Source organism: Actinoalloteichus fjordicus (genome assembly GCF_001941625.1).
Taxonomy (GTDB): Bacteria; Actinomycetota; Actinomycetes; order Mycobacteriales; family Pseudonocardiaceae; genus Actinoalloteichus_A; species Actinoalloteichus_A fjordicus.
The window spans coordinates 5,286,974-5,310,095 of sequence record NZ_CP016076.1; the positions used below are offsets into that span (position 1 = coordinate 5,286,974).

21 protein-coding genes are annotated in these 23,122 nt (G+C 71.9%); 8 read left to right on the forward strand and 13 right to left on the reverse strand.

Annotated elements, in window-relative coordinates; all coding sequences use genetic code 11:
* The first annotated feature begins 23 nt into the window (after nucleotides 1–23).
* Both UA74_RS22370 and UA74_RS22375 read left to right on the forward strand, forming a co-directional pair.
* Nucleotides 24–827 (forward strand): carbohydrate ABC transporter permease, encoded by an 804-nt coding sequence (locus UA74_RS22370; protein ID WP_198042820.1) that lies wholly within the window; start codon nucleotides 24–26, stop codon nucleotides 825–827.
* A gap of 88 nt (nucleotides 828–915) precedes the next feature.
* Nucleotides 916–2,181: a cellulase-like family protein gene (locus UA74_RS22375; RefSeq protein WP_075742004.1), complete on the forward strand. Its 1,266-nt coding sequence runs from the start codon at nucleotides 916–918 to the stop codon at nucleotides 2,179–2,181.
* Between the two features lie 199 nt (nucleotides 2,182–2,380).
* Here UA74_RS22375 and UA74_RS22380 read toward each other — a convergent pair whose 3' ends face one another.
* The 9 genes from UA74_RS22380 to UA74_RS22420 form a co-directional block, all read right to left on the reverse strand.
* Nucleotides 2,381–2,923, reverse strand: a complete 543-nt coding sequence (locus tag UA74_RS22380; protein WP_075742005.1) for a type II 3-dehydroquinate dehydratase — start codon at nucleotides 2,921–2,923, stop codon at nucleotides 2,381–2,383.
* Nucleotides 2,924–3,163: 240 nt separating this feature from the next.
* Entirely contained in the window at nucleotides 3,164–3,919 is a 756-nt protein-coding gene (locus tag UA74_RS22385; RefSeq protein ID WP_075742006.1) for an SDR family NAD(P)-dependent oxidoreductase, read from the reverse strand.
* A 240-nt stretch (nucleotides 3,920–4,159) separates the two neighbouring features.
* A complete protein-coding gene (locus UA74_RS22390) occupies nucleotides 4,160–4,909 on the reverse strand; it encodes an SDR family NAD(P)-dependent oxidoreductase (protein WP_075765380.1) in 750 nt (249 codons plus the stop codon).
* On the reverse strand, nucleotides 4,906–5,769 hold the full coding sequence (locus UA74_RS22395) for an alpha/beta fold hydrolase (protein WP_083683503.1): 864 nt from the start codon (nucleotides 5,767–5,769) through the stop codon (nucleotides 4,906–4,908). The genes UA74_RS22390 and UA74_RS22395 overlap by 4 nt, the downstream gene beginning before the upstream one ends.
* A complete protein-coding gene (locus UA74_RS22400; protein WP_075765381.1) occupies nucleotides 5,766–7,019 on the reverse strand; it encodes a CaiB/BaiF CoA transferase family protein in 1,254 nt (417 codons plus the stop codon). Before UA74_RS22400 ends, UA74_RS22395 begins: the two co-directional genes overlap by 4 nt.
* An 18-nt stretch (nucleotides 7,020–7,037) precedes the next feature.
* Nucleotides 7,038–7,841, reverse strand: a complete 804-nt coding sequence (locus tag UA74_RS22405; RefSeq protein WP_075742010.1) for an IclR family transcriptional regulator — start codon at nucleotides 7,839–7,841, stop codon at nucleotides 7,038–7,040.
* Nucleotides 7,842–7,845: 4 nt separating this feature from the next.
* A complete protein-coding gene (locus UA74_RS22410) occupies nucleotides 7,846–8,991 on the reverse strand; it encodes a thiolase family protein (RefSeq protein WP_075742011.1) in 1,146 nt (381 codons plus the stop codon).
* Nucleotides 8,984–10,321 carry an alpha/beta fold hydrolase gene (locus tag UA74_RS22415; RefSeq protein ID WP_075742012.1) on the reverse strand — a complete coding sequence of 446 codons (1,338 nt, stop codon included), beginning with the start codon at nucleotides 10,319–10,321 and terminating at the stop codon, nucleotides 8,984–8,986. Before UA74_RS22415 ends, UA74_RS22410 begins: the two co-directional genes overlap by 8 nt.
* Nucleotides 10,322–10,364: 43 nt before the next feature.
* Complete coding sequence (locus UA74_RS22420; protein WP_075742013.1) at nucleotides 10,365–11,687, reverse strand: MFS transporter; 1,323 nt, start codon at nucleotides 11,685–11,687, stop codon at nucleotides 10,365–10,367.
* Nucleotides 11,688–12,405: 718 nt separating this feature from the next.
* Here UA74_RS22420 and UA74_RS22425 point away from each other — a divergent pair.
* The 3 genes from UA74_RS22425 to UA74_RS22435 all read left to right on the forward strand — a co-directional run bounded on the left by UA74_RS22425 (nucleotide 12,406) and on the right by UA74_RS22435 (nucleotide 14,879).
* The gene (locus UA74_RS22425) at nucleotides 12,406–12,909 is read left to right on the forward strand and encodes a GNAT family N-acetyltransferase (RefSeq protein ID WP_075765383.1); all 504 of its coding nucleotides are present in this window, start codon (nucleotides 12,406–12,408) and stop codon (nucleotides 12,907–12,909) included.
* Nucleotides 12,910–13,083: 174 nt separating this feature from the next.
* The gene (locus UA74_RS22430) at nucleotides 13,084–13,989 is read left to right on the forward strand and encodes an alpha/beta fold hydrolase (RefSeq protein WP_075742014.1); all 906 of its coding nucleotides are present in this window, start codon (nucleotides 13,084–13,086) and stop codon (nucleotides 13,987–13,989) included.
* A gap of 188 nt (nucleotides 13,990–14,177) precedes the next feature.
* A complete protein-coding gene (locus tag UA74_RS22435) occupies nucleotides 14,178–14,879 on the forward strand; it encodes a TetR/AcrR family transcriptional regulator (RefSeq protein ID WP_075742015.1) in 702 nt (233 codons plus the stop codon).
* Nucleotides 14,880–15,066: 187 nt separating this feature from the next.
* Here UA74_RS22435 and UA74_RS22440 read toward each other — a convergent pair whose 3' ends face one another.
* From UA74_RS22440 to UA74_RS22450, 3 genes are all read right to left on the reverse strand, one after another.
* Nucleotides 15,067–16,338, reverse strand: a complete 1,272-nt coding sequence (locus tag UA74_RS22440) for an erythromycin esterase family protein (protein WP_075742016.1) — start codon at nucleotides 16,336–16,338, stop codon at nucleotides 15,067–15,069.
* Between the two features lie 238 nt (nucleotides 16,339–16,576).
* Complete coding sequence (gene ligD / locus UA74_RS22445; RefSeq protein WP_232237371.1) at nucleotides 16,577–17,581, reverse strand: non-homologous end-joining DNA ligase; 1,005 nt, start codon at nucleotides 17,579–17,581, stop codon at nucleotides 16,577–16,579.
* A 151-nt stretch (nucleotides 17,582–17,732) separates the two neighbouring features.
* Nucleotides 17,733–18,704 (reverse strand): helix-turn-helix transcriptional regulator, encoded by a 972-nt coding sequence (locus UA74_RS22450; protein ID WP_075742017.1) that lies wholly within the window; start codon nucleotides 18,702–18,704, stop codon nucleotides 17,733–17,735.
* Nucleotides 18,705–18,766: 62 nt separating this feature from the next.
* Here UA74_RS22450 and UA74_RS22455 point away from each other — a divergent pair, with 62 nt between their 5' ends.
* Nucleotides 18,767–19,615, forward strand: coding sequence for an NAD(P)H-binding protein (locus tag UA74_RS22455; RefSeq protein WP_075765385.1), 849 nt, complete (start codon nucleotides 18,767–18,769; stop codon nucleotides 19,613–19,615).
* Between the two features lie 105 nt (nucleotides 19,616–19,720).
* Nucleotides 19,721–20,815, forward strand: coding sequence for a winged helix DNA-binding domain-containing protein (locus tag UA74_RS22460; protein WP_075765387.1), 1,095 nt, complete (start codon nucleotides 19,721–19,723; stop codon nucleotides 20,813–20,815).
* A gap of 95 nt (nucleotides 20,816–20,910) precedes the next feature.
* Here the strand turns inward: UA74_RS22460 and UA74_RS22465 are convergent, their stop codons facing one another.
* Complete coding sequence (locus UA74_RS22465) at nucleotides 20,911–22,212, reverse strand: MFS transporter (RefSeq protein WP_318533265.1); 1,302 nt, start codon at nucleotides 22,210–22,212, stop codon at nucleotides 20,911–20,913.
* A gap of 63 nt (nucleotides 22,213–22,275) precedes the next feature.
* Between UA74_RS22465 and UA74_RS22470 the strand changes: the two genes are divergently transcribed.
* A complete protein-coding gene (locus tag UA74_RS22470) occupies nucleotides 22,276–22,857 on the forward strand; it encodes an ArsR/SmtB family transcription factor (protein ID WP_075765389.1) in 582 nt (193 codons plus the stop codon).
* Nucleotides 22,858–23,122 lie beyond the last annotated feature (265 nt).

A 23,122-nucleotide genomic window follows, 5' to 3' on the forward strand; every position in this document is an offset into this window, starting at 1 on the left:
CCCGCCGGGTCACCGGCGGACGGGTGCTGCTCTACACGTTCCTGATCAGCCTGCTGCTGGTCTTCGCCCTGCCACTGCTGTGGGCGCTGTCCTCGTCGTTCAAGAGCCGATCCGACATCTTCAGCTATCCCCCGCAGCCGCTGCCCGCGCCCGCCGTGCTGGACAACTACCGGACGCTGCTCGCCGAGCAGCCGTTCTGGAGCTGGTTCGTCACCAGCACGGTCGTCGCCCTGTTGTCCACGGTGCTGGCGGTGGGCCTGTGCTCGCTCGCGGGCTTCGCCTTCGCCAAACACCGCTTTCGCGGCAAGACGATCCTGTTCAACATCATGTTCAGCTCGCTGGCCGTGCCGTTCGCGGTCATCGTGGTGCCGCTGTTCATCATGATCGCCAAGGCGCGGCTCACCGAGCCTTACTTCGCCCTCGTCGTGCCCTGGATCGCGCCCGCCTTCGGCATCTTCATGATGCGCCAGTTCGCCGAGCAGGCCGTCCCCGACGCACTGCTCGACGCGGCACGAATCGACGGCTGCACCGAGTTCGGCCTGTTCCGGCGGGTGGTGCTTCCCCTGCTGCGGCCCGCGCTCGGGGCCTTGGGCGTCTGGTCGTTCCTCAACAGCTACAACAGCCTGATCTGGCCGCTGATCGTGATCAGCGAACCTGGCGACTACACGCTTCCGCTGGGCATCCAGGCGCTCTTCGGCGCCACCGGTCGGCAGTACGACCTGGTGCTCGCGGCCTCGGTGCTCGCCGCCGTGCCGAGCCTGCTGGTCTTCTTCCTGCTGCGCAGGCAGCTGTTGGAGGGGCTGACCGCAGGCGCGGTCAAGAGCTGAGTCTCCTCCGCCGCCGACGAATCCCCGCCGCGCCGAGAAATTCGACGCATCCAATCCCCGACGCATCGAACGAAGGAGAGTCCCGACCGTGCCGACGCCACTGCCCGCGAACCTCCCGCCCCGCCTGACCATCTCGCTGTGGGACTTCAGCTGGTACACCCGCACCGGCCCCGGCGAGCCCTTCGCCGACCTCGACGCCGCCTTCGCCCAGGCCGTCGAACGCGGGTACAACACCATCCGGATCTGCGCCATGCCGCTGCTGCTGTTCGGCAGCGGCCTCGACACCAGTGCGCTGCGGTTCGGCCCACTCGGCGGCGAGTACGGACAGCGGGTGCGCTGGTACGACGTCCGCAAGACCACCGAGATCGACGGCCGTGCGCACCTGCTCGCCCTGTTCGAGGCGGCGCGGCGGCACGACTGCCACGTGATCCTGTCGAGCTGGGAGTATCAGCAGAGTCCCGCCTTCGCCGCCGACCGGGCCTGGCTGGACGCGGTGAACGCCGTCGACCCCGAGGATCGCGCCGAGGCACTCGCCGACGCGCTCGCCGACCTCGTGGACTTCCTCGCCGAGCACGGCCTCGACGACCGGATCGCCTTCACCGAGCTGCACAACGAGGTCCAGGCGGGGCACCTCGCGGACGGCCTGGACACCGCCGTGGACCGAGTCGTCGCGCTGCGGCCCCGGCTGGAGCGGGGCATCGCCCGATTCCGGCGGCGTCACCCCGATCGGCCGGTCACGGTGAACTACGCCGAGGTTCCGGTGGGCTCGCTGCGCGGGATCCCCCGCGACATCGACATCGCCGTCTTCCACCCGTATGTGTACGGGGTGCTCGACGAGATGCTGGAGGTCTTCGCGCTGCGCGACGCGGCGCGCCCGTTCCCGCAGGAGCGGGCGCGCCGCGAGCTGCTGCGCCCCGGCGCGCCAGGCCTCGCCGACTGGGCCCCGCCCGAGGCGGACCGGTGGCGGCAGGAGGCGACGGTCGTCGGCGACCGCGAGGTCTACCTACACGACTGGTGTGATCCGGTCGCCTTCGACGCCTGGCTGTACGAGCGCTATGCCGTCCACCGGCTCGCGATGGAGCAACGGCTCACCACCTGGATCGCGGCCGCCGCCGACTGGGCCGCCGAGCGGGGCATCCCACTGGTGTTCGGCGAGGGCTGGATCGGCTACACGCCGCTGTACGGCACCTTCGAGGAAGGCCCGATCGGCGCGAACTTCTGCCGCCGCGCCGTCGCGGAGTCCGTACGGGTCGGCGCCCTGGGCACGGTGGTCTGCTCCAACGCCGCGCCGCAGCACCCGATGTGGGCCGACGTCGCGTTGCAGCGCGAGTGCAACGAGGCGTTTCTCAGGTGAGAAGAACAGGACGCGGCGGGCGGCACCGCGCCCGCCGCGTCGGCTCCGGCGGAAGAAGGGCGAATCGCCGCCCGGCCGCACACCGGACTCGACGGCGACTCGCCGGGTCGCCGGGTCGCCGCGCGAGCGGACACCAGAGATCGAGCAGGCCCGCTCCAGTAGACAGCGGGTCCGGCTCGATCTCCTCGTGCCGCCCGGCTCAGTCCCCCGCCACGCCCTCGCCCAGGAAGTACCCGTCGTCCAGGGCCGCGACCAGGGCCGTCAGCGCGCCGATGTAGCTGTACTGGCGCATGCCCATGGTCAGGCCCGTCGCGGTGTGGGTGAAGCTGGAGGCAATGGGGCCGCCGCCGAGCCCGCGTCCGTGGCCCGCGCCTGCCTGGATGTTGGAGAAGTGCACCTCCACCACCGGCCGCCCGGTCTCCTCCAACGCGTGCCGCACGCCTTCGCCGACGGTCGTCAGGCCCGCCGGGTTGACGATGTAGGCGTCGACGCGCTCGGCCGACTCGTGGATGTACTCCAGGATGGCGCCCTCGTAGTTGGAGGAGAAGTTCTCCACCGTCACCCCGAGGCGCTCGCCGAAGCCCGCCACATAGGCCTTGAGGTCGTCGAGCGAGCCGACGTCGCCGTAGACCTTCCTGCTGCGCGCGCCGAGGTTGGACATGTTCGGTCCGTCGATCACGGCGATGCGATGATCGCGGTCGCCTCGGCGCACGATCCGAAACTCGTGAGCGTCGTCGGTCATGATGGGCAGCTCCTCGTCGTGGCGAATGATCTGGGTGTCCTGGTCTCTCGCGGTTCGTCGCCCGCGGGCAGAGGATCGGCGCGGCGCGGTGGTCCGGCGGCGGGCTCGTCGGTCGGCGCTCCCGGGAGGATCGGCCGTCGCAGCCGAGCACGCCACCGCTGCCGGGCAGGCCTGCCGCCCGCCACCGGAGCAGGCCGCCGAACCACCGCACCGCCGTCGAACGGCGTGGTGCGGTCGGGGTCAGTTGAAGCGCAGACCCGCGTCCACCAGCAGCGACTGCCCGGTGATGAAGTCGCTCTCGTCGGAGGCCAGGAACAGCACGGCGCCGACCGCGTCGGAGGGCTTGCCCTTCCGCTTCAGGGCCTGCTGGGCGATGATCCCGTCCCACTGGTCCTCGGTGATGGTCTCGCGCGGCACCTCGGTGACGATGCCGTGCGGCCGGATCGAGTTCACGTTGATGTCGAAGGCGCCGAGTTCGGTGGCGACCGCCCGGCTGAAGGCCTCGACGGCGCCCTTCGACGCGACGTAGTGCGCGTAGTTCGCCCGGCCGGTCGTCACCACGCTGGAGGAGATGTTCACGATCTTCCCGTAGCGCTTCGCCTTCATCACCGGCGCGACGGCCTGCGTGGTGAGCAGCACGCCCCGGGTGTTGACGGCGAACACGTGCTCCCATTCCTCGACCGAGATCTCGTCGAAGGGGCGCATCTTCAGAGTGGAGAAAACGGCGGCGTTGTTGACGAGGATGTCCACGGTGCCGAACTCGGCGACAGCCTGTCGGACCATGGCATCCACGCTCGCCTTGTCCGAGACGTCGGTGGTCACCGCGAGGGCCCGGCCGCCTGCGGCGGTGATCTCCTCGGCGACCTCGCGGGCCTTCGTCTCGTTGAGGTCGGCGATCACCACGGCCGCACCGCGCTCGGCGAACGCCAGGCAGTAGGCACGGCCGATGCCCTGTCCGCCGCCGGTGATGACGGCGACTCGATCGGAGAACGTCATTGTCTCTTCCTGTCTCTCGTCGGGGTTCGGGCCCCGTTTCCTCTGGCACTGTCGGGTGACAGCGATGTCGGACCTCGGTGGGTGCGAGGCCCGGTTCGAGTCGGCCCATGTCGTGGCCCCGGTCCGCAGGCGGGCCGATCAGGCCCGTCGGGCGGTGGCGGCGCTGCCGTGGCGGCGGGCGCCGAGTTCGGGCGAACCGACTCGGCGACGGTTCTGCCGGGCCGATGGGCTGCGGCGTGCTCAGGCCTCGGTGAGGTGCAGGGCCGCCATCCCGCCGTCGACGGTGAGCACGGTGCCGACGGTGGAGTGGGCCCATGGACTCGCCAGGTAGGCGACCGCCTCGCCGACCTCACGCGGGTCGACCATGCGGCCGGTGGGCTGGCGGGCCTCGAACTGGGCGCGGCGGGCGGCCGGGTCCGGGGCCGCCTCGGCGAGCGCGGTCATGAAGGGCGTGTCCACGGTGCCCGGCTCGACGGCGTTGACGCGGATGCGCTCGGCGACGAGGTCGGCGGCCATCGCCCTGGTCATCGACTGGATCGCCCCCTTGGTCGCGGAGTACGCCACCCGGCTGCGCAGCCCGCTGGCCGCGGTGCACGAGGAGACGTTGACGATCGCCGCGTCGGATCCCCTGCGCAGCAACGGCAGTGCGGCGCGGATCGTGCGGACGTAGCCGAGCACGTTGACGTCGTAGAGCCGCTGCCACTCGTCGAGCCCGCCGTCCTCGACGGTGCCGACGAAGCTGACGCCCGCGTTGTTGACCAGGACGTCGACCCGGCCCTCCCGATCGCCGATCCCGGCCAGCGCCGCATCCACCTCGGACTGATCGGTGACGTCGGCCCGCCACGCGGTGACTCCCTCGGCGGGGCCTTCGACGTCCCGATCGAGGACGTGGACCACGGCACCGCGAGCGCGCAGGACCTCGGCGACCGCTCTTCCGATCCCCGCGTTCCCGCCGGTGACGACCGCGACGCGGCCTGCGAAGTCCGTCATGCCAGTTCTCCCGTTCCTCCGGCGGGTTGCCCGGACAGTTCCCAGTCGTCGGCGAGCAGGCTCGCGACGGCGGCAGGCCGTTCCAGCGTCAGCAGATGTCCGGCACCCGGAACGACGTGATGGGCGACGCTGGCCGGGATGGCATCCGCGACCTGCGTCAGCACCGACGGCGGCGTGGAGACGTCCTGGCCCGCCGAGACGCAGTAGGTGCGCGGCAGCCGGGCGCCGATCTCGCCGAAGCCGGGGAAGCCTGCCATCGAACTCCACGCCGCCGCCCAGGCCTCCGGGGCCATGGCGAGCACCCGGCTCCTGGCGTACTCGACCCCCGGCAGCCCCTCGGTCAGGCTCTCCTGGGTGAACCAGCGGCGGAGCGTGGACTCGACGACGCCCGGCATCCCCGAGCGCAGCGCGGCCTGCCCCCGCTCGCGGAACACCGGTCCGCCCTCGGCGGGGGTGGCGATGAGGTGCAGGGAGGCGAAGCGGCGCGGGGCGCTCGCGGCGGCCAGCGCCGCCACGACGCCGCCCATCGAATGGCCGGCCAGGTGCACGAGCCGGTCGGGCCCGAACGTGTCGAGTGCGGCGAAGGCGTCCAGGACGGCGAGCACGTCCCTGGCCATCGCGGGCAGCCGCACCTCGGTGGCGTCGGCTCGGGTCTCGCCGTGTCCGCGCAGGTCGGGGAGCACCAGCCGGAAGCGGTCGACCACTCGCTCCGCCACCGCGTCGAAGGCATGGTGATCGAGCCCGATCGGATGCAGCAGGAGGATCGGCTGCGCCTCGGGCGGGCCGCTGGTCCAGAACGCGATGTCGACCGCGCCGCGCCGCACGGTGCGGCGGGTGGGCGACGACGGGGGCACGGTCATCGGTCCGCCTCCTGCACGCCGAGCACGCCGTCCGCCCGGAGCCTGCCGATCTCGTGCTCGTCGAGCCCGAGCAGCTCGCGCAGCACGCCGGGACCGTCCTGGCCCAGTCGCGGCGGATACCGCAGCGGGATGTGCCCGCCGTCGGTGAAACGCACTGGATTACCCACCACCCGCACCTGCTCTCCCGAATCGGACTCCAGTTCCACGACCATGTCGCGGCCCGCGTGACCTGCGTCGTCGATGGCCTCGGGCACGGTCTTGATCAGCGCGGTGGGCACGCCGTGCTCCACGAGCCTGCCGACCCAGGCCTGTGCGCTGTCGCGGGCGAACTCCGCTTCCAGGAGTTCCCACAGTTCGTCGCGGTGGCGGAGGCGCGCTCCGCCGTCGATGAAGCGTTCATCGCTGATCAGCTCGTCCACACCCAGCACTGTGCAGAGTCCTCGCCACATCCGCTCGGTGTTGGCGGTGACCACCAGTTCGCGGCCGTCGCCCGCGGTGAAGGAGCGATAGGTGGGGATGGAGTCATGGCGGGCGGCCTGGGGCTGCGGGGCCAGTCCGCTGATCATCGCGTAGACGGCCTGGTAGGACAGCATGGAGAGCTGGCCGTCGAGCATCGAGATGTCGACGTGGCGGCCCCGTCCGGTGCCGCGCTGCTCGATCACGGCGGAGAGCACGCCGATGGCGGCGAACAGCCCGGCCACCAGGTCGCCTGCGGGGATGCCGAGTCGCATCGCGGATGAGCCCGCCTCCCCCGTGAGGCTCATGACGCCGGAGAGGGCCTGCACGATCATGTCGTAGGCGGGGCGGTCTCGCCAGGGCCCGTCCTGGCCGAAGCCGCTGATCGACGCCCAGACCAGCTCCGGCCTGCCCTCGCGCAGCTCCGCCGGGTCGATGCCCAGCCGACGAGCCACCCCCGGCCGGTAGTTCTCCACCACGACGTCGCCCGCCGCGACGAGTTGCCGGGCCAGTCGCTGCCCGTCGGGCGTCTTGAGATCGAGGGCGACGCTCTCCTTGTTGCGGTTGTTCCCGAGGTAGTAGGCGCTGTCGCCGTCGACGAAGTACGGCGGAATCGCTCGACTCGAATCACCCGTCAGTGGCTCGACCTTGATGACCCTGGCCCCGAGGTCGGCCAGGATCTGCGTGCAGTACGGGCCGGAGAGAAACGTGGTGAAGTCGATCACCGTGATCCCGTGCAGCGGGCCGGTGTCGCCGGAGCTGCCGGGGCCGTTCTCAGACGGTCGCGAGTCGATGTCTGTTCACCCTTTCGTCTACTCGGGATGCGGCTTGGTGCCGAGTTCCCTGGACAGCGCGACGGCCTTGGCCTGCACGGCCACGCCGATCGCGGGAATGCTGCGGTTGGGGGTGCGGTCCTTCGGGGAGGTCAGGCACAGGCAGCCGAGGACGCCCGCAGGCCCGAAGACCGGGGCGGCGATGCCGCGCGCCTCCGGCAGCTTCTCGCCGCCGCTGACCGCGTAGCCGGTACTGCGCACCCGCTCCAGCTCGGCGAACAACTCGCCCCGCGACGGCACCTCCGCCCCGGTGGCCGGGGACGGCGCCTCCTGTCGGAGGATCTCCAAGACCTCCAGTTCCGGCAGCCAGGCCAGGATGGCCTTGCCGGACGCGCCCCAGACCAGCGACAACGGCCGGTTCAGGTCGATGCGGTACTGGAGTGCCTTGGTGCCGTCGGCGCGGACCGCGAAGGACAGCGACTTGGACTCCTGGTGGTAGAGCGCGAACAGCACGCTCTCGTCGAACTGGGTGGCCAGGTCCTGCACGTGCGGCCGCGCCAGGTCCACCACGTCGAGCGAGGCGACCACCCTGGCGGCGACGCGGTAGAACTGCGGTCCGACGTGGTACTGCCTGGTGTCGGACTCGCCCGCGACGAAGCCCTCCTGTTTGAGCAGTTGGAGGATGCGATGCACCGTCGAGGTGGCCAGGCCCAGCTCCTCGGCCAGCGTGCCGACGCCGACCCGGCCGTCCGCGTCGGCCAGTGCCGCGAGGACTCGGACGGTGCGGGCCACCGTTCCGACGCTCTCGGCGGACCCGGTCTGCCTGTTCGACGTGCTCGTCATCGACTCACCCCACGTGCTCGAAGATGTGCACCGTGCACGCGCCGTGGTCGAGGCCGGAGATGCCGCCCCCGGTCACATGGGTGAGGCCTAGCCGCGCCCCGTCGACCTGGCGGGTGCCTGCAGTGCCTGTCAAGTGCCAGAAGACTTCCACAACCTGTGCGACTCCGCTGGCACCGACGGGATGCCCCTTGGCGAGCAGTCCGCCGCTGGGATTGACCACGACCTCGCCGCCGTAGGTGGTGGCGCCGGAGCGTAGGAAGCCGGTGGACTCGCCGACCGGACACAGCCCCAGCGCCTCGTAGTAGACGAGTTCGGCGATGGAGAAGGCGTCGTGCAGCTCGACGACGTCGATGTCCCGTGGGGAGACACCGGCCTGCTCATAGGCCTCGCGGGCGGACTCGAAGGTGATCTCGGGGCGGAGCATGTCGCGGAAGCCGCCGATGACCTGGCCGGAGTGCAGCACCGATGCGGCGATGCGCAGGGCGGGCCCGCCGAGCCTGCGCCGCACCGCGTCGGACACCACCAGCACGGCGGCGGCGCCGTCCCCGGTGGGGCAGCACTGGAGCAGGGTTAGCGGGTCGGCGATGGGCCGGGCGGCCAGCACCTGCTCCACGGTCACCTCGGCGCGGAACTGGGCGTAGGGATTGGCGACGCCGTGTCGCCGCGCCTTGACGCTGACCGAGGCGAGGTCCTCGACGGAGGCATCCCGCTCGTGCAGGTAGCGGCGGGCGCGCATCGCGTACAGCGCGGGCATCACCATGCCCTGCTGGACCTCCCAGTCCTCGGTGACCAGCGGGAGCGTGCCGCCGCCGAACTGGGTGAGCTTGTCGACGCCGATCACCAGGACGACCTCGTGGTGCCCATCGGCGACGGCCCGGTGCGCCTCGTGCAGGGCGGTGGCTCCGCCGGAGCAGGCGTTGTCGACGTTGGTGACGGGGATGCCCCCGATGCCGATCTCCTTGACGATGCGCTGTCCGGTGAGCATCCCGCCGAAGGCGTGGCCGCAGTAGACGGCGCCGATCTCGGCGCGGCGCAGCCCGGCGGACTCCAGTGCGTCGAGCACCGCAGGGACCGCGAGGCCCGGGTAGCTCGACTCGCGGTGCCTGCCCATCGGGATCATCCCGGCACCGACGATGAAGCTGTCACGCATGGTCGCCCTCCTCGGGCCCGGTCGGGGCGAACGACCAGGCGCCGTCCTCGGTGATGCGCAGCCGCACCGGCTGCTCGCAACGCAGGTCGTCGGGGTCGCCCTCGATGCGGGCGAGCACCCGGACGTCCTCGGCCAGGTCGACGTAGCCGAGGGTGTAGGGGGGCGGCATCGCGGAGGAGACGTGCACGCGGGTGTAGGAGTACAGCGTCCCCTCGCGGGGGAGTAGCACCTCCTCCAAGATGTCGCCGCCGCAGCCGAAGCACAGGCGTCGGGCCGGGAAGAAGCGGTGGCCGCAGGCGGTGCAGCGGTTTCCGATCAGTGCGCCGTCGGCCAGGGACACCGGCGCCGCCTCGGAAGCCTGATCGGGCCAGGGCGGTCTCGGTGTCGTGGCCTGTTCACGCGCGGTGGACACGATCGACCTCTCTTTCTGCCGGTGGGCGGGCCCCGGCGTGTTCGGGTGCCCCGACTGCGGCGCAGCCGCCGACGGGTTCGAGAGTCCGGCCGAAGCGGCGTCGGTGCGGTCGACGTCGCGCGTGGGCCGCCGCCACCAGCGGGCCAGCTCGGCGGCGACCGTCGAGGGCTCCTCGACCACAGGGGTGTGTCCGGCGCCGGGCAGCACGACGAGTCGGCTGCCGGGCACTCGGTCGGCCACCGCCCGCAGGTCGGCAGGGCGCTTGGCATGGTCCTGCTCGCCCGCGATGAGCAGCAGCGGGACGCGGATCGCCGCCAGCTCGCCGAGGACGCCGTCTCGCTGGTAGACCCCGCGCAGGGCGTCGGCGACGTCGGTGTCGCGGGCGGCGAAGCGGTTCTCCCAGTGCTCGCGCGCCGCCGCCTTCGCCGGGTCGGCGAGGAAGTCGTCGCCGAACATCGTGTAGGCCAGCTCCGCCACACTCGCCGCGGGCCCGTGCTCTCGAAGCCGCCCTTCCAGCGCGGCGAAGACCTCGGGCCGCTGTTCCGCCGCCGCCGTGCAGCCGAGGAGGGTGCAGGTGGCGACGAGGTCCGGCCGCCGCGCGGCGATGCGCAGCGCGACATAGCCGCCCATCGAGCTGCCGACGAGGTGGACGGGCCCGCCGCCCGTGGACTCGATCAACGTGACCGTGTCCGAGGCGAGCCGATCCATGTCCGGTGCCGTCGAGGTCGGTCTGCTCCGGCCCTGTCCTCGGTGGTCGGGCCGCAGGAACCGGAGGTCCTCGCCGAGTGCCGCGCAGAGCGGGTCGAACATCGAGCCGTCGAAGAACAGCGAGTGCAGGAGGACGGCCGTGCCTGCCGAGTCTGCCGGACCACTGTCGCGGTAGAACAGCGTGGCTCCCGGTACGTCGAGCGTGGGCATCGCACCTCCTGCGGATCTCGATGAGCGGACGACGACCGGCCGGTCATCGCGGGGTGGTCGGGGGCTCCGCTGCGGCCACGAGCCGCGACCTGGCGGCGGGGCCGTCGCTGCGCACCGCGATCACGGCGGCCAGCACCGCCGCGCCCAACAGCACGAAGCCGAGGATGTAGAAGCCGCTGCCGGGACCCTCCCCCGGCGCGGACACCGCGCCGATGAGGATCGGGCCGACGATGCCGCCGAAGTTCCCGCACAGGTTGATCAGGCCGATCGAGGCACCGGCCTGGTTGCGCGGCACCTTGCTCAGCGCCCAGGTCCACCACGTGCCCAGCGCGCCGTAGATCCCGATCGCGGTGAGGATCAGCAGCGTCATGTTGGTCCACACCGCGTCGCCGACGACGTGCTGCACGAGCAGGGCGAGGCCGCCGATGGTCATCGCGCCCGCCACGAACCAGCCACGCGAGTGGCTCGACTTGTCCGAGGCGCGAGAGAACAGGTAGAGGGCGACGGCGGCGACGGCATAGGGCAGCGCGGTGAGCCAGCCGACCGCGCCGATGCCTGCGGCGGAGAACTGCGAGATCACCGAGGGCAGCCAGAGACCGAACGCGTACATCCCGGTGATCCACAGGAAGTACGTCAGGCACAGCGCCCACAGCACCGGCTTGCGCAGGCCTTCGAGGAAGGTGCTCTCGGAGCTGGTCTCCTCGTCGCGCTCGCGCAGGATCAGCTCACGCTCCCGAGGGTCCAGCCTGCGGTCGCCCACCGGGTCGTCGGCGACGAGCAGCCAGAAGGCCAGCGCGAGGAAGAACGCGGGCAGGCCCTGCAGGATGAACATCGTGCGGTAGTTCCAGACGTCGATCATCCAGCCCGCCAGCGGCGCCATCAGGGCCGAGGAGACCGGCAGGGCGTACTGGGTGAAGCTCACCGCCCGACCGCGCTCGAGGCTGGGGAACCAGCGCAGGAACATCACCGCGAAGGACGGGAACACCGCGCCCTCGGCCAGTCCCATGGTGAACCGGATCGCGAGCAGGCTGGTGTAGTCGCTGGTCAGACCGGTCGCGCACGCCGTGATGCCGACCACGATCAGCGAGATGACGATGACCTTCTTCGGGCTGAACCGGTTCGCCGCCCAGCCGCCGGGGATCTGGGTGATGACGTAACCCCAGAAGAACGCCGACAGGAGCACGCCCGCGACCGTCCCGGAGAGGCGGAGCTGCTCGACCATGTCCGGCACCGCGATGCTGATGTTCGAGCGATCCGCGTAACAGACGAGGTAGATCAGGAACAGCAGCAGGCCGACCCGTGTCCATCTCGCCTTCGGGACGGGCGACGCGGTCGCCGCGCTCGCTCCCGTCGGAGACTCCGCCATGAGTCACACCTCCATCTGCGTGCCAGGTACGCCTGGCCGATCAACGCTGACCTACGAGAGCGAAGACGGAATCCCCGTGACCAGTTAAATCCCGCTGAGCGGAATCCGATTCCATCTTCGGCGCCGCAAACCTAGCCATGCGAACCCGCGCGGCGCAAGAGGGCTGTGCGGTTCTGCCGCCCTTCGCAGCCGGTGAACCGGTACAGCGCCGCAGGCCGAACGGGCACGCCTGACCTGCCAGCATGGCCGGGCCGAGGAGCATCGGCCTGCTGGCGTGACCGGCGGGTGGTGAGGGAGCGATGCGGCGCGTGTGGGTGGCGACTGCCGCAGGTGGAGCGTGTGGACCGGCGACACTGCGGGACTGGAACGGACGCCGATTCGAGCGAACGCCGGGCGCGCTGCCTCGGGAGCGGACCGGTCACCTTCTCCGTGCGCCGGGAGCGGCGGCCCGCTCGATCTCCGGCGTCTCCCACCGTCGGCGCCCGGCGCCGCCCCGCCGCTCGCGGAGCACGTCCGGGCACGTCGACGCGGGGGACACGGCGCGGGACGGGTGCCGACGTGCGGCACGATGGAGGGCCGTGGCGAGACGACTCGGAGCCGGGGCCGTCTCGGTGCAGGCGCCCGGACATCGACGGCTGCGGCCTCCGACCCGGCAACCGGCCGACCACGCCGCCTGCGGGACACGTCTGTGCACCCGACTGAGAAGGACGATCAGCCCATGTGGACCACCCGATCCGAGAACGAGGCCGACATCGCGGCCGTCCACGCCGTCAACGTCGCGGCCTTCCCGACGGCGGAGGAGGCCGACCTCGTCGACGCACTGCGCGCCGACCCGACGGCCTGGATCGACGGTCTCGCCGTCGTGGCCGAGACCGAGGACGGCGAGGTCGTCGGGTATGCCCTGCTCACCCGCTGCCACGTCGACGGCGCACCGGCGCTCGCACTCGCGCCCTGCGCCGTCCGGCCCGAGTACCAGGGCCGAGGGGTCGGCTCCGCCGCCGTCCGCACCGGACTCGACGCCGCCCGCCGCCTCGGCGAGAACCTCGTCATCGTCCTGGGCCACGCCGCCTACTACCCGCGATTCGGCTTCACCCCGGCCTCCGGGTTCGGCGTCCGGGCCCCGTTCGAGGCGCCCGACGAGGCCTTCCTCGCCTTGACCCTCGACGCCGACCGGCCCGCCCCGACCGGCGTCGTCCGGTATCCGGCGGCCTTCGGGGTGTAGTTCGTCGACTGCGCACCGAGCGGCCCGGCGCCCCGCTGACACGCCGGTCTGCGGATCGGGCGGGCGACACCCCGGCACGCCGGGCATCCGACGGCCCGCACGCCGTCGGCTGCCGTCGTGCCGTCGGCCCCGCAGGGCGCCCGATCCCGTCGGCCGGGCGTGTCAGGATGAGCCATGACTGTCACTCCCACCCTGGTCACGGTCCGAGAAGGACACCGACTGGCGGTCAGACGACCCCGGGCCGACGGGGTGCCGCTCCTGCTGCTGCACGGCTTCCCGTGCACCAGCCTGATCTGGTCGCACACCATCGAGCCGCTGGCCGAGGCGGGCTTCGACGTCGCCGCGCCGGATCTTCGCGGCTATGGCGACTCGGACTTCGCTCCGGACGACTTCTACGACTTCGCGGCGTTCAACACCGACCTGATCGGCCTGTTCGACGCCCTCGGCTGGGACCGCGTCGTCGTGGCGGGACACGACCTCGGCGCGATGGTGGCCGTCGACCTGGCCAACCGCCATCCGGACCGGATCGACCGGCTGGTGATCCTCGACGACTCGATGCCGGATCTGCCGGACGCCTTCGCGGCGGCGGGCATCCCGCCGGGAACGCCCAAGCCCGCCCTCTACGACTACCAGGACCGACAGGGCAGGCACGCCGACGAACTGGTGGCCGAGCTGAACACCCCGGAGCGGCGGCGACGCTACATCGCCGAGTTCTTCGGTCACCGGATGTGGTGTCCGCCGAACGCCTTCGGCGAGGCCGACCTGGCACTGCTCACCGAGCCCTACGCCGACGCCGACCGGCTGCGGGCCTCCTTCGCCGACTACGAGGTGGTGATGGGCACCCGGCCCCTGTCCGCTCCCGAACTCATCGACCGGCCGGTGCAGCAGCAGACCCTGGTGCTGATCGGCCGGGATCAGGTGACCTTGGGCGAGAACATCGAGGCGAGGTGCGCGATCGCGTATCCGCAGGCCGTCGGCCCGTTCTGGGTGTCGGGCGCCGGGCACTTCATGCCGTGGGAGAAGCCCGCCGTGGTCCACCGCGCCATCCGGTCCTTCTGCGGCGACCTGCTGGCAGGCTGAGGCCGCTCGCGACCGCGCGGCTGCCGACCGGCGTGCCGCACGCGTACCAGAATCATCGGGGCTCGTACCCGGTGGCGGGATGATCACGTGCCCCGCCTCGGGGAGGCCTCGCGCGTGGTCGCCGCAGCGCCCGCTACGGTCTCGGACACGGGAGAGCCCAGGCCGGGCGCGGATGCGACGAGGTGAGTGTGACGTCTTCCGAGGCACCGCGACGCCGCCGCGCCGACGCGGAACGCAGCAGGGCGGCCGTGCTGGCCGCAGCCGTCGAGGTGCTCACCGCCTCACCGGAGGCGGGAGTGGAGGCCGTCGCCGCAGCGGCAGGCGTGACCCGCCAGACCGTCTACGCCCACTTTCCGTCGCGCCGGGATCTGCTCGCCGCAGCGCTCGACGAGGTCACGAGGACGGCGGTGGCCGCGATGGACGCGGCCGATCTCGACACGGGTCCGCCCACGGCCGCGCTCTTCAGACTGATCGACGTGGCGGGCCGCCTCGCCGACCGGCATCCCGGCCTGCGCCAGGCGGACCAGACCGCACCGGATGCGGCGGCCGATCGGCGACGGCACGCCCCGGTGACTGACCGGCTGATCCGGGTGATCCGGCGCGGTCAGCGCGCAGGCGAGTTCGATCAACGGCTGCCTGCCGACTGGTCGGCCGCCGCGATCATCAGCCTCGGACACACGGCGGGCAGCGAGGTGGATGCCGGGCGCCTCGACGCCGACGAGGCGTCGGCGCTGCTCCGTACCAGCCTGCTGCGGCTGCTGGGCGCGACCGGGCAGCCTGCCGAGTCCCCGACCGCGCCACCGGGCGGCCCTTCGTCCGCCGAATCGGCATCCGCGCCGCTGCCCGAGCCCACGACCGAGGCGACCGGCCCGACCACGCCACCCGAGTGATCGCGTCCCGCCTCGAACGACGCCGCCCCGCCGGGTGCGCCAACGGCGGAGCGCCGCTCGGGATGCGCGCCCGAGACCGCCGCCACCGGGGTCGCGCTCGGCCCGCCCGTCGAGAGCACGAGGCCGCCGCGAGGTCCGGGGCGGGCACCGGACCTCGGTGCGATGGCGGCGACCTCCCGGCACTCGCTCAGCCGAGAGGGACGTCTTCGGTGCAGCTCGTGCGGTGCAGGCGGGCAACGGCGTCGAAGGCCTCGAAGACGGGCACGCCGAGGAAGCCGTCCTCGCTGCGCATGCGGTGGAACGAACCGACGTCGGTGACCCGGCCTCGGGCGGCCCGCAGGTCGGCGATCGTCAGCGGGGCGTCGACGTCGCGGAACGCGGTCTCCATCGAGCCCTCGAGCAACGGTGGAACCGCACCGGCCGTGAGCGAGATTCCCAGCGGCGCGTCGGGGTCGAGTTCGCCGGTCACGGCCTGCCCGCCGTCGGTCGTGACGGCGATCGCCACGTAGTCGTCGCCGAGGGCCTCCCGCAGCACGCGGCCCGTCGGATGCAGGCCTGCGGGCCCGTCGTGGGCGACGGGCGTCGCGCGGAGGTGGACGTTGTGCAGGGCGAGGACGACGCGGGCGGCGGGTCCGCCCTCGGCCAGGCGGTGCAGGACCACCTCGGCCATGAAGGCGTCCAGCGACGTGCTGCCGATCGCCAGACCGGACCCGGACACGTCGCGATGCAGGTGGTCCAGGCGCCAGGCGCCCTGGACCAGTAACGATGCCGCCCGATGCTCGGCACCGCGTCCGCGATCTGCCTGCGTGCCGGTCATGCTCAGCATCCGCGCCGACAGCCTGCTCAGCGCGGCGGTCAGCGCGTCTCGGATGGGCTCCTCGACGCTCGCGTAGTTCTGGATCGACCGCAGCAGCACGTCGTCGTGATAGTGCCGTATCGCGTCGATCGCCCGCTCGACCAGCGGGAGCGCGTCCGGATCGTCCGCCCCCAGGTAGGCGGCGACCTCATGCAGGTCCGCCAGCGAGGAGCCGCCGGAACCGGCGAGGGCGCCGGTGAATCGCACCGGGCGAGCCGCGTCCCGGTTGTGGTCCCGCAGCCAGGCCAGGGTGTCACGCATCGCCCCGCATCGGCACAGGTCCAGGTCTGCATCCGCCACGGCCGCCGTCACCGTGCCTGCGCCGCCCCGAATCCAGTCGTCGACGGCCTTCGACGCGGTGAGGGGTGCCTCGAAGACGTAGTCGGTGAACCCGCAGCGCTCGACGAGGAAGCGCAGCATCCGGTGTCGCAGCCGGTAGTACTCCTCGACGTGGTGGGAGCTCTCGCCGATCGCGACGACGCGGGCATCGCCGATCAGCTCGCGCAGGGGTTCGAGATCGTCCGGCGGCGCCGCCGGGTCCAGCGAGTGCGACGTGATCGCGTTCTCGGCGATCCAGCTCGCGAAGTCCTGTCCGGCCCGCATGGCCTCACTCCCAGTCGTCGATTCCACGGTGGGCGAGCACGGCTCGGCCACCCAACGACATTAACTTTGACAGACTTGTCAAAATTAAGGCGAGCCAGGCCTGTTGCTCTCGCAGCCCGGGTCTTCGATCCGCCACCAGGGCACCCCGTGACGTGGCGATACGCGCCCGAGCCCGCGATCCCGGCCGCGCGAACCTGGCCCCCGACGAGAGCGACCGAGGCACCACGCGATGGGCGGACTACCAGGCGGGCAGGCTGATCTCCCGTGCGTCCCGGTCGGGGCGAAGGCCGCGCCAGGCCGAGTGCCGGAGCCTGCCGTCGGGGCTCCACGTCCGATAGACGACCTCCCCGACGAGCCGAGGCTCGACCCAGTGCGCGGCGCGGGAGTACTCGCGCGGAACCGGCCCGGCGAACGGACTCGTCGGCCGTTCGATCGGCTGGAGCATGCCGAGCAGCTCGGCGAGCATCCGCTCCGTGAACCCGGTTCCGACGTGCCCCACGTACCGCAGCTCGCCTGCCGAGTCATGGGCGCCGAGCATCAGCGAGCCGATCCGCCCGGCCCGCCGTCCCCCGCCCGGCTGCCACCCGCAGATCACCACCTCATAGGTGTTGATCAGCGGGAACTTCAACCAGTCGCGGCTGCGGACTCCTGGCCGATAGCCCGACGCGACCCGCTTGCCGATCGTGCCTTCCAGTCCGTTGTCGCGGGCGATGTCGAGCAGCCGCCGGGGGTCGACGTCCCGGTGGCTCGGCGGCACTCGGACCCGAGCGGACCGACCGTCCAACGCCAGGCCGTCGAGCAGCTCCCGCCGCCGGAGGTAGGACTCGCCGAGCAGCGAGACGCCATCGAGGTGGAGCAGGTCGAAGACGAAGCAGGCGACCGGGATCTCCCCGGTCAGTCGGGCGGTCGGCCGTTGGACGTGCATTCGACGTTGCAGCAGCGCGAACGAGGGCCTGCCCTTGTCGTCCATGGCGACGATCTCGCCGTCCAGCACGGCCCGCTGCGCGCCGAGGATCTCGCCGAGCACCGTCAGCTCCGGGTAGGTCGCCGTGATGTCGTTCCCGTTTCGGCTCGTCAGGCGGACGCCCGCCCGATCGCCTGCCGCAATGGCCCGCACGCCGTCGAACTTGAACTCCCAGGCCCAGTCCGGACCCGTCGGCATCGGCTGCCCGCCGGTCGCGAGCATGGGCCGGAGCACGGGAAGACGCTCCGCCTGCCTGCCTGCACCGCTGCCCTCCGACATCGGGCCATCGTCGCCCGAGCCCGCCGACCACGCCGACTGAAACAGTCCGAGACAGGCGGCCGGGGCCGACCGGCCGGCGGACGAGAGGAGGAGACGGAATCGGCCGACATGTCGTCCTGCGCCCGATCGACCGGCCCGATCGACCCACACGTCACCCCTCACGCCCCGTCGGCCAGGCCGCCCGACTCAGCCGGGCGGTCAGGGTGCGGAGGTGCTCGACCAGCTCGGGTGGTTCGCGGACCTCGAACTCGAAGCCGAAGGCGGCCACCCACACCGCGAGCTGATCGAGGCTGTCCGAGCCGATGCGCAGCGTGCAGGTCTCCTCGTCGATCGGCTCGACGAGGCCGAGGGTGGGCGGCACCTCGTCGGCGACGTCCTGGGCGGAGCCGTGCATGGTGAGGACCGCCTGGTAGTACCGGACGGCGGTGGTCGTGCCCAGCGCGACGTGGTCGGCGAGGTCGCCGGGCGGCAGTGCCCTCGGCACGAATCGGGGGCCGGTCGGGATGCGCAGCGTGGACCTGTCGACGCGGAACGTCCGCCAGTCCGCAGGCCGGGTGTCCCAGGCGAAGAGGTACCAGCGCTGTCCGTTGTGGACCAGCCGGTAGGGCTCCACGTCGCGCAGGGTGGTCGTCCCCTGGTGAGAGACATAGTCGAACCGCAGCCGCTGCCGGTCGCGCACCGCAGCGGCGATCGCGGTCAGCGTGGCCGGGTCGACGGTGGGGCCGAGCAAGGGCATCGTCACCAGCGCCGCGCTGAGCGTGCTGACCTGATAACGCAGTCGCGACGGCAGCATCTTGTCGAGCTTGGTCAACGCCTGGACGGAGGTCTCCGCGATGCCGGTGATCGCCCCGACCGAGGCCATCCGCAGTCCCACGGCGATCGCCACCGCCTCGTCGTCGTCGAGCAGCAGCGGCGGCAGCGAGGCGCCTGCGGCCATCTGGTAGCCACCGCCGACCCCGCCGACGGCGTTGACGGGATATCCCAGGCCCCGGAGCTTGTCGACATCGCGTCGCACCGTCCTGGGGCTCACCCCGAGGCGCGCCGAGAGATCGGCGCCGGAGAAGTCCCGATGCGTCTGCAGCAGGCCGAGCAGCCGCAGCAGCCGAGCCGAGGTGGCCAACATTCGGCCAGTCTGGCAACAATCGAGGACGAAGGCTGACCGCGAAGGCTCCTACCGTCTGCGCCATGACCGAAGCAGCCTCCCGCACCATTCTCGTCGCAGGCGCCACCGGCACTGTCGGGCGTCCCCTCGTCGAACAGCTCCTGGCCGCAGGCCATCGCGTCCGCGCCCTCACCCGAGACCCCCGCAAGGCGGACCTGCCCGCAGGCGCCGAGGCGGTGGCAGGCAACCTCGCCGACGTCGCAGGACTCGACGGAGTGTTCGACGGCGTCGACGCCGCGCACCTGATCAGCTTCGACGGCGCGGACTTCTCCCCGCTCACCACCGGGCCGGAGATCGTCGCCCTCGCGGAGCAGGCGGGCGTCCGCCGAGTGACCGTGCTTCGCGGTGACATCACGACGGGACCGTTCGAGGCGGCCGTCGAGGCGAGCGGCCTGACCTGGACCTACCTGGCTCCGGTCGAGTTCATGTCCAACGCCCTGGAATGGGCCGAGTCGGTGCGCCGCGCAGGCGTCGTCCGGGAGGGCTTCGCCGAGTCCCAGAGCGCGATGATCCACGAGGCGGACATCGCCGCCGTCGCCGCGACGGTGCTGACCAGCGACGACGACGCCCATTCCGCGCAGGAGCACTGGCTGACCGGGCCCGAGGTGCTGACGCCGCCCGACAAGGTGCGCATCATCGGCGAGGTCCTCCGCCGCGAGGTGCGCTATGTCGAGCTGAGCCGGGAGGAGGTCGTCGCCGAGTGGCGGCAGAGCGGATACTCGGACTCCGACGTCGAGTTCTTCCTGGCCATGCGGACTGAGACGCCTGCGGCGGGCCGCACCGTGCTGCCCACCGTCGAGCAGGTCACCGGCAGGCCTGCGCGGACCTTCGCGCAGTGGGTTCGGGAGAACGCCGAGGCGTTCGGCGGCTGACCGCGTCGACGCCGACATCGGTTCGCGAGCCCGGATCGCGGCGGCGCGCGGCGTCGTTCACCCGCCGCTCGCGGACCGCCACCCGCCCGCCGTCGAGGGGACTTCATGACGCTCCTGACCCGCCGCGCCCTCAACCGGGCGACGTCGGCGCGACAGTTCCTGCTGGCGCGGACCTCGGCCTCGGCGCCCGAGGTGATCGAACACCTCGTCGGCCTCCAGGCCCAGGACCCCGATCCGCCCTACCTCGGTCTGTGGTCTCGACTCACCGCATTCGAGCTCGACCACCTGACGCGGCTGCTCGACGAGCGCACCGTGGTCCGCGCGACGCTGTTCCGGGGTACCCAGCATCTGGTGACCGCCGAGGACTACCGGTGGCTTCGCCCGCTGTTGCAGCCGATGCTGGCGCGCTGGCAGCGGGGTGCCTTCGGCCGGGCGACCGCCGGTCTCGATCTCGCCGAGCTGGCCGCCACAGCACGAGTGTTTCTCGGGCACGACGTCGTGACCAGGCCCGTGTTGGGTCGGGCATTGGCCGAGAAGTGGCCGGGCCGCGACCCGGTCGGGCTGGCCCGCTCCGTGCAGGGGCTGTTGCCGGTGATCCACCCGCCGCCCGACGGCACCTGGCGGCGGCGCGGCGCGACGCCGTTCGTCCTCGCCGAACACTGGCTCGGCCGCAGCCTGGCCGACGCTCCCGAGCCTGCCCGCCTGATCCAGCGCTATCTGGCGGCCTTCGGCCCGGCCACCGTCAAGGACGTCCAGGCGTGGAGCGGACTGACCCGACTCCGCGAACCGGTCGACGACCTCCGCCCACGGCTGCGCGTCTTCCGCGACGAGGCGGGCCGGGAGCTGTTCGACCTGCCCGAGGCACCGCGCCCCGACCCTGACGTGCCCGCCCCCGTCCGCTTCCTCGCCGCCCTGGACAACGTGGTCCTCGCCCACACCGACCGGTCGCGGATGATGACCGACGATCGACGTCGACATGTCATCGTCGAGGCGGCCGTGACCGTGGACGGCTTCGTCCGGGGCGTGTGGAGCATCCGACGCGAGGGCGGGCTCGCGACGCTGGACGTTCGGCTCTTCGCCCCGGTGACAAGCGCGGAGGAGACGGCGCTGACCGAGGAGGGCGCGCGGCTGCTGCGCTTCGCCGCAGCCGAGGAGGGCAGGCACGACATCCGATTCCGTCCCGTCGACCAGAGCGCGTAGGCCAAGGCGAGGAGTGCGCACGACTCCGGCACGCCGAATCGGCCCGCCTTTCGCTGGAACAGCGGGCGGCGGGCAGGCCGGGCCGCCGCCCGGCATCACGTCGGCGCGCCCGCCTGTTCGGCGGCGTCGATGGCCCGATCGGTCAAGATCCGCATGCCGACGAGCAGAGTGAACAGCACCAGTGCCATCACCGCGAACACCGTGCGCAGCCCGAAGACCTCCGCGAGCACCCCGCCGAGCACCGCGCCGACCGGCATCGTCCCCCAGGCGAGGAGCCGATAGGCGCTGTTCATCCGGCCGAGGAGCCGGTCCGGGGTGATCCGCTGCCGCAGCGACACGACGATGACGTTCCAGATGACGGTCGTGGCTCCGCCGAGCGCGAAGCCCGCCCCGATCAGGACAGGATGCGTGGTGACGGCGGGGATGCCGACGAGCACGGTCCCGCCGATGACGGACAAGGCCAGCGAGCGGGCACGTCCGAGCCGCCGTTCCACGCGCTCGGCGATGAACGATCCGAGCAGGCTGCCGACCGCCGTGGAGGTCAACAGCAAGCCGAAGATCGGTTCGGAAAGCCCCATGGGAGAGCCGGGGCCGACCGCGTAGAGGACGAACACGGCGCCGGTCGCGCTCGTGGCGAGGTTGAAGACCCCGGTCATGGAGGCCAGCGTGCGAAGAATCCGATTGCCCCACAGGAAGCGCAGGCCCTCCGCGATGTCGGCCCGCATCGTGGAGCGCCGCTCCCGAACGGGACGGAACGAACCACGCACCAGCAGCAGAGCGCCTACCGCGACGAGCCAGGCCGCGGCAGGGGTGACGACGGCGATCACCGCGCCCGCCGCCATGAGCAGACCGCCCAGCGGCGGGCCGATGAACTGGTTGGTGGTCAGCTCGGCGGCGTACAGCCGCCCGTTGGCCCGGGAGAGCTGATCGCGCGCCACGACGCTGGGCAGGATCGACTGCGCCGAGGTGTCATAGATCGTCTCGGTGATGCCGACGCCGAACGCGACGACGTAGAGCAGCCAGATCGACGCGATGTCGAGTCCGACGCAGATCGAGAGCACCCCGAGCAGCCCCGCGCGGACCAGGTTCGCGACGAGCATGGCCCGGCGACGGTCTAGCCGGTCGACCAGCGCGCCCGCCGGTAAGGCGAACAGCAGCCAGGGCAGGGTCAGCGCGATAGCCAGGCCCGCGATCAACGCGGGCGACTGGGTGTAGCGGACGGCGATGAGCGGCAGGACGACCTTGAGGACCCCGTCGGCGAGATTGGAGAGCCCCGAGGAGGTCCACAGCTGCCAGTAGCTCCGGCCGAGCGAGCGCCCTCCGGCCGGGTCGGGCCCGGCAACGGGGTCACGGCCAGCGGGGGTGTCGGGGGCCTCGGGTGTCACGGCATCGGTCACCGATGGAGTATCACAAATCGATTGAGTAAACTCCATCGATTCGCGCCGACTACCCTGCCCGGCATGGGCGATCACGACGACGACCGCCGCCGACCGAGAAGTCGGGCCACGGACGAACCCGGAGCGCCCAATGCGGACCGGAGACGGCGCAAGGCGACCCCCGAGGAGGTCAAGGCGCTGTCGCACCCGCTGCGACTGCGCATCCTGCGGCTGTGCGGGCACCGCGAGCTGACGAACAAGGAGCTCGCCGACCGGCTCGATCGCGATCCCGGCACGGTGCTGTATCACGTCCGTCAGCTCGTCGCCGCAGGCCTGCTGACACCGGCGCCCGTCCGCACCGGCACCAGCGGCGCCCTGGAGAAGCCGTACACCTACGACGGCGCGGTCTGGTGGCTGGAGGGTCCGCTCAGCGGCACGGACGCCGTCGGCGCCCCGATCGAGGCCTTCCAGGAGGAGCTGCGGGAGGCGGGCCCCGAATCGCTCCGAGCCTACGAGCGATTCGCGCTGCACCTGTCCCCGGAAGAGGTCGACGAGCTGGACGCCCGCATCCACGCAGTCCTCCACGAGTACATCGAGACCGATTACCAGCGCCGGGACCGGCCGCTGGTCAACGGCGTCTTCATCCTGCACCGGATGGCGGAGTAGCCGGGCGGCCTCGACGGTGCGGACCGTCTCGGGTCGGATGCTCGCCTGCGATGCCTGTTTCGGTCCTGCGGGGTGGATTCGGTGGCGGGATCGGTGTGTTCAGCCCTGCACCCGTCGAGGCGCCGGGCCCCGGAGCGGATTCGGTGGCCGGATCGCGCGCCGTCCCGCCCCCCGGTCACGAGGCCGGGCCGACCTCGCCTGGCGGAACGCAGTGATCCCGCTGCACGCGTGTCCGGCAGGCCCGCAGCGAATTCGCCGAGATTCC